Origin of the sequence: Sphingobium sp. (assembly GCF_048594625.1) — a bacterium.
In the GTDB taxonomy this organism is placed as follows: Bacteria; Pseudomonadota; Alphaproteobacteria; order Sphingomonadales; family Sphingomonadaceae; genus Sphingobium.
The window spans coordinates 1-5,421 of sequence record NZ_JBMDWL010000036.1; the positions used below are offsets into that span (position 1 = coordinate 1).

Annotated in this window: 6 protein-coding genes; 4 read left to right on the plus strand and 2 right to left on the minus strand. The window is 66.4% G+C overall.

Translation table 11 applies throughout. From position 1 onward, the window contains the following. The first annotated feature begins 35 nt into the window (after positions 1 to 35). Both ACOJSJ_RS05195 and ACOJSJ_RS05200 read left to right on the plus strand, forming a co-directional pair. Positions 36 to 830, plus strand: a complete 795-nt coding sequence (locus ACOJSJ_RS05195; RefSeq protein WP_420143932.1) for an SDR family NAD(P)-dependent oxidoreductase — start codon at positions 36 to 38, stop codon at positions 828 to 830. A 77-nt stretch (positions 831 to 907) separates the two neighbouring features. Beyond that, positions 908 to 1,060 (plus strand): hypothetical protein, encoded by a 153-nt coding sequence (locus ACOJSJ_RS05200; protein WP_420143927.1) that lies wholly within the window; start codon positions 908 to 910, stop codon positions 1,058 to 1,060. Here the strand turns inward: ACOJSJ_RS05200 and ACOJSJ_RS05205 are convergent. Beyond that, positions 1,057 to 1,965 (minus strand): DMT family transporter, encoded by a 909-nt coding sequence (locus ACOJSJ_RS05205; RefSeq protein ID WP_420143928.1) that lies wholly within the window; start codon positions 1,963 to 1,965, stop codon positions 1,057 to 1,059. The two genes, ACOJSJ_RS05200 and ACOJSJ_RS05205, sit on opposite strands and share 4 nt — an antisense overlap. Continuing rightward, positions 1,958 to 2,977, minus strand: a complete 1,020-nt coding sequence (locus ACOJSJ_RS05210) for a threonine aldolase family protein (RefSeq protein WP_420143929.1) — start codon at positions 2,975 to 2,977, stop codon at positions 1,958 to 1,960. Before ACOJSJ_RS05210 ends, ACOJSJ_RS05205 begins: the two co-directional genes overlap by 8 nt. 160 nt (positions 2,978 to 3,137) lie before the next feature. Here ACOJSJ_RS05210 and ACOJSJ_RS05215 point away from each other — a divergent pair, with 160 nt between their 5' ends. Together ACOJSJ_RS05215 and ACOJSJ_RS05220 are read left to right on the plus strand one after the other, a co-directional pair. Further along, positions 3,138 to 4,229: a branched-chain amino acid aminotransferase gene (locus ACOJSJ_RS05215; protein ID WP_420143930.1), complete on the plus strand. Its 1,092-nt coding sequence runs from the start codon at positions 3,138 to 3,140 to the stop codon at positions 4,227 to 4,229. Positions 4,230 to 4,372: 143 nt separating this feature from the next. Next, the coding region (locus ACOJSJ_RS05220; RefSeq protein ID WP_420143931.1) for an FAD-dependent monooxygenase at positions 4,373 to 5,421 on the plus strand (1,049 nt) is incomplete at its 3' end.

Sequence of the window (5,421 nt, forward strand, 5' to 3'; positions counted from 1 at the left end):
TCTCGACAGGCTCGAACCGAACGGAAGAGGTGACGATGCCCCATATGCTCATCATCGGCATGGGTTACAGCGCATCGCGCATCGCCACACGGTTGCGCGCCGATGGCTGGCAGATGACGGGCGTGCGACGCAGCGCCGACGCCGGCAGCATCGCCTTTGACGACGAAAGCGCCGTGCGCGCCGCCATCGCCGGGGCCAGCCATATCCTGTCTTCCGTTCCGCCGCAGGGCGACGACGACCCGGTCCTCGCCCGCTATGGCGCGGCCATTGCCGCCTCGCCCGCGATCTGGACCGGTTATCTGTCCTCCACCGGCGTCTATGGCGATGCGGCGGGGGCGTGGGTGGATGAAGCCAGTCCGGTGGGACGGGGGCGCCGCACCGCCCGTGCCGCCGCCGATCTGGCATGGGGCGCGTTGCGGCCCGACATGCGGCGCTTTCGCCTGCCGGGCATCTATGGGCCGGGGCGATCGGCGCTGGACCGGGTGCGCGATGGCAAGGCGCATCGCATCGACCTGGCCGGCCAGCTGTTCAGCCGGGTGCATGTGGATGACATTGTCGGCGGGGTGATCGCATCCTTTGGTGGGCCGCCGGGCATCTATAATCTGGCCGACGACCTGCCCTGCGCGCAAAATGCGGTGATAGAGGCGGCCTGCGACATGCTGGGGCGGGCATGGCCGCCGCTTGTGTCGGTGGAGGAAGCGGACCTGTCGCCGATGGCGCGGGCATTCTACACGGAAAATCGCCGGGTCGCCAATGGTCGGGCGAAGCGGCTGCTGGGCTGGGCGCCGATCCATCCCACCTATGTTCAGGGGCTGCGGGCCTGTCTGTAATGCGGGCCGCCGCATGGTTTACTTGGCGTTAACCCTTTGGATCGATTACGGGCGCATCGGTTAACAAGGATGCCCCCATGACCCGGATCGACAAGGCTTTTTCGGAACTGAGCGCACGGATCAACGACATGGCCGTGCCGGGCCGGTCGAACGGCGCCAGCCCGTCCATCGCCAGCCTGATCGGCAAGGTCGACGCTGCCAAGCTGCGTTACCAGCCCGGCAGCCGCTAACCCGCTTTCGACCGGAGAGCGATGGCCATGCCCGCGATCGCCAGCAAAGCGCCGATGATCGCCAGCGCGGACCAGCGATACCCCTCCGCCAGCGTGGAAATCAGCATCGCGATGACCGGGATCAATACGCTGGTATAGGCGGCGCGGCCCGCACCCATGCGCTGGATCAGCGTGAAATAAAGCGGGAAGGTGACCACCGACCCCGCCAGCCCCAGCCAGCCCACGCCCAAAATATAGCCTATGCGCGGATCGAATGTCGGCGGGCCGAGCGTGGCGAAGGCGTAGAGCGCATCCACCCCCGCGCCGATCAGCATGGCCCATGCCAGCACCGCGACCATCGGCAGGCGGCGCGCAATCTCCATCCCCTGCATCACATTGGCGGCCGATGCGCTCATCAGCCCCGCGATCGAGAAGGCCGCGCCCAGCAGTACCATGTCGGGGCTGACGGTTGCCGCATGATATTCGTGCAGCAGCATCAGGATGATGCCCGTCACCGCGACCAGCGATCCGCCAATGAAGGCGCGGCTGACGGGCTGGCGGAATATCAGGAAGGCGAGGATCGAATTGGGGATCAGCAGCATCGCATAAACGACCGCGACGACGCCCGACGTCAGATAATGTTCGGCGCGATAAACGAAGTTGAAATTCAGCACGAATTGCGCGGTGCCGAGCAGGGCGGCGTAGATCAGGCCGCTGCGCCCGACATATAGCGACACGCCGCGCCATTTTGCAAAGGCCGCCATGGCGACCCCGGCCAGCGCGAAGCGGTAACAGACCGACCAGCTGGCCGGGACCGATCCGATCTGGTCGCGGATGACGATCCAGGTTGAACTCCAGATCAGCGTGACGAGGATGAAGGGGATAACGACGCCGCCCCCTTTGCCCCTGATCGGATCTTCAGCCATGGGGGAGCGCCCGTAGCGCGGCGGCGAGCGGCGCGACGCTGGCAGCATCCTGCGACCAGTTGGTGACGAGCCGCGCCGCGCCTTCACCCCAGTCATAGAAATCGAAGCCCTGCGCGCGCAGGCTGGCGGCGTCGGCGGCGGTCAGGCGCACGAACAGTTCGTTCGCCTGAACGGCCTGCATCAGCCGCCCGGCCGCGCCGTCTGCCAGAGCTTGCGCGGCGGCGTTTGCGCTGCGGGCGTTGGCAAGCCACAGGTCACCCTCGATCATCGCCAATATCTGCGCGGCGAGATAGCGGCCCTTGGAAAAGAGATGGCCCGACCGCTTGCGCCAGCGTTTCGCCTCTGCGGCGCGGGCCGGGGCCTGGTCGCCGAAGAAGAGTAGCGCTTCGCCCACCATGCCGCCATTCTTCACGCAGCCAAAGGACAGGGCGTCGATGCCCGCGCGCCATGTGACGTCGGCGGGCGCGCAGCCCAGATGCGCCACGGCATTGGCGAAACGCGCGCCATCCATGTGGAAGCCTAGGCCGTGGGTGCGGGCGATGTCGCCCAGCGCGGCAACCTCATCAGGCGTGTAGACCAGCCCATATTCGGTGGCGTTGGTGATGCTGATGGCGCGCGCCGGCACCTGATGCACGTCGGGGCGGATCGCCTTTAGCCGGGCGGTGATGGCGTCCGGGGTCAGCTTCGCGCCGTCGCCCGGCATCGCCATCAGGCTGGCGCCATGGGTGAAGAAGCCGGGCGCGCCCGCTTCGTCGGTCATGATATGCGATTCTTCGTGGCACAATATGCCGCCATAGGGCGGGCAGAGCGTGGTGAGCGCGATGCAGTTGGCCGCCGTGCCGGTCGCCACCCACAGCGCGCTGACCGGGGTTTCGAACAGGTCGGTGAAGGCCGCGTCCAGCCGGGCGCTCCACCGGTCGGCGTCATAGCCATGGTCGGACATGTCGGCCGCGGCGATGGCGGCCATGACGGCGGGGGCGATGGGCGTCACATTGTCGGAAAAGAAGTGCATGGCGCCATGCGATAACCGGGCGGCGCGGCGGCGGGAAGAGGCCAGCGCCGCGCGGCTGGCCCTTTTTACGCTCAAATAGGTCAGTATATATGACCCATTGTTTCGCTGGCCGCTCTGTGACATAGGCGGCCACGCACGAGCCAGAATAAGGAGACTCACCATGGCCGCCGAACAGACGTCGCGCTTCACCGTCACCCGTAACAGCCAGGCTGTATCGGCGGACCAGCGCGCCGTGCTTCTGTCCGATCCGGGCTTTGGCCGCCTGTTTACCGACCATATGGTGACGATCCGCTATACCGAAGGGCAGGGCTGGCACAGTCACAAGGTGGAGCCGCGCGCGCCCTTCCAGCTCGATCCCGCCTGCGCGGTGCTGCATTATGCGCAGGAAATCTTCGAAGGGATGAAGGCGTACCGGCTGGCCGACGGCAGCGTCGCCATGTTCCGGCCGGAGGAAAATGCCCGACGCTTTGCCGATTCCGCCGAACGGCTCGCCATGCCAGCCATGCCCGAAGATCTGTTCATGGAAGCGATCGAGCAGCTGGTGAAGATCGACGCGGACTGGATACCGGAGGGCGAAGGCAGCCTGTATCTGCGCCCGTTCATGTTCGCGAGCGAAGCCTTTCTGGGCGTCCGTCCGTCCAACGAATATATTTTCTGCGTCATCGCTTCGCCCGTCGGCGCCTATTTCAAGGGGGGCAAGAAAGCCGTCACCCTGTGGGTGTCCGAACATTATACCCGCGCGGCCCGTGGCGGCACCGGCGCGGCCAAATGCGGCGGCAATTATGCCGCGTCGCTGGTCGCGCAGAAGGAAGCGATCGGCCATGGCTGCGATCAGGTCGTTTTCCTCGACGCCGCAGAGAATAAATGGGTCGAGGAACTGGGCGGCATGAACGTCTTCTTCGTGATGGACGACGGGTCGATCGTGACGCCCCCGCTGGGCGGCACCATCCTGCCCGGCATCACCCGCAATTCGATCATCGATCTGGCCCGCGCCAAGGGCCACGACGTGCGCGAGGAACCCTATAGCTTCGCCCAGTGGCGCAGCGATGCGGCCAGCGGCAGGCTGCGCGAAGCCTTTGCCTGCGGCACGGCGGCGGTTGTCACCGCCATCGGCACGGTCAAGAGCAGCGATGGCGACTTTACCGTGGGCAATGGCGACGGCGGCCTTGTCACCGAAAGCCTGCGCGCCGACCTGACCGGTATTCAGCGCGGCACCGTGGCCGATCCGGCCAACTGGGTGCGCACGCTGTAAGATTTCGGCGCTGGATGCGCCTGCCAAAGCAGGAGCGCATCGGCAGAGATAGGAACCCGTGCTTCTGCTTTGGCAGGGGCACGGGTTTTTTTAAGGGATGCCCCTGCTTCCCAATCCGCGCCCAAGCGCCTAGATACGGCGCCATGGAACGCTTCGACGTCGTGATTTTGGGTGGGGGCCTCGTCGGCCTCACCCTTGGCATCGCTCTTTCGGGACATGGTGTGCGCACCGCCGTGATCGACCCGGCCGATCCGGTGGGCGTCACCGCCGCCGGGTTCGACGGCCGGGTGTCGGCGATCAGCTCCACCAGCTATGCGATGATGAACGCCATCGGCGTGGGTCGGCATCTGGAGGGGAAGGGATGCCCCATCGACCGCATCTGGGTCAGCGACGGGCTGGAGCCGGGCGCGCTCGATTTCGCACCCGATGCCGATGATGGCGTGATGGGGACGATGGTGCCCAATCGCGAGTTGCGCATGGCGCTGGCGCGGACGGCGGACGAGGCGGCGAACCTCACCCGCTATCAGCCTGACCGCGCCGTCCATGTCGATCGCAACGCCGATGGCGTCACGCTGACGCTGGCGAGCGGGATTAGCATCCACGGCGCGCTGCTGGTCGCGGCGGAGGGGCGCAACAGCCCCACGCGCGATGCGGCGGGGATCACCACCACCCGCTGGCAATATAAGCACACCGCCATGGTCACCGCGATCGACCATGAGGTGCCGCACGCCAATACGGCGTACGAGATTTTCTATGTCGGCGGCCCCTTCGCCTTGCTGCCGATGCTGCCCGGCACCCGGTCCGCCGTGGTGTGGACGGTGCCGACCGATCAGGCGCCCGCGATGATGAAGCTGTCGGAGCGCGCCTGGCTGGCCGAAGCGCAGAAGCGGATCGGCGGGTTCCTGGGCGAAATAAAGCTGGCCGGTCCGCGATCCTCCTATCCGCTGGGTTTCCACCATGCCGCGCGGATTACCGACACGCGCCTCGCGCTGGTGGGCGACAGCGCGCATGCCATCCATCCGATTGCGGGGCAGGGCGTGAACCTTGGCTTCCGCGATGTCGCCGCGCTGGTGGAGGTGCTGGTGGACGGGATGCGGCTGGGCCTTGATCCGGGCGATGCGCAGTTGCTGGCGCGGTATCAGCGTTGGCGTGGGCTGGATTCGATGATGACCAGCGTGGCGATGGACGGCCT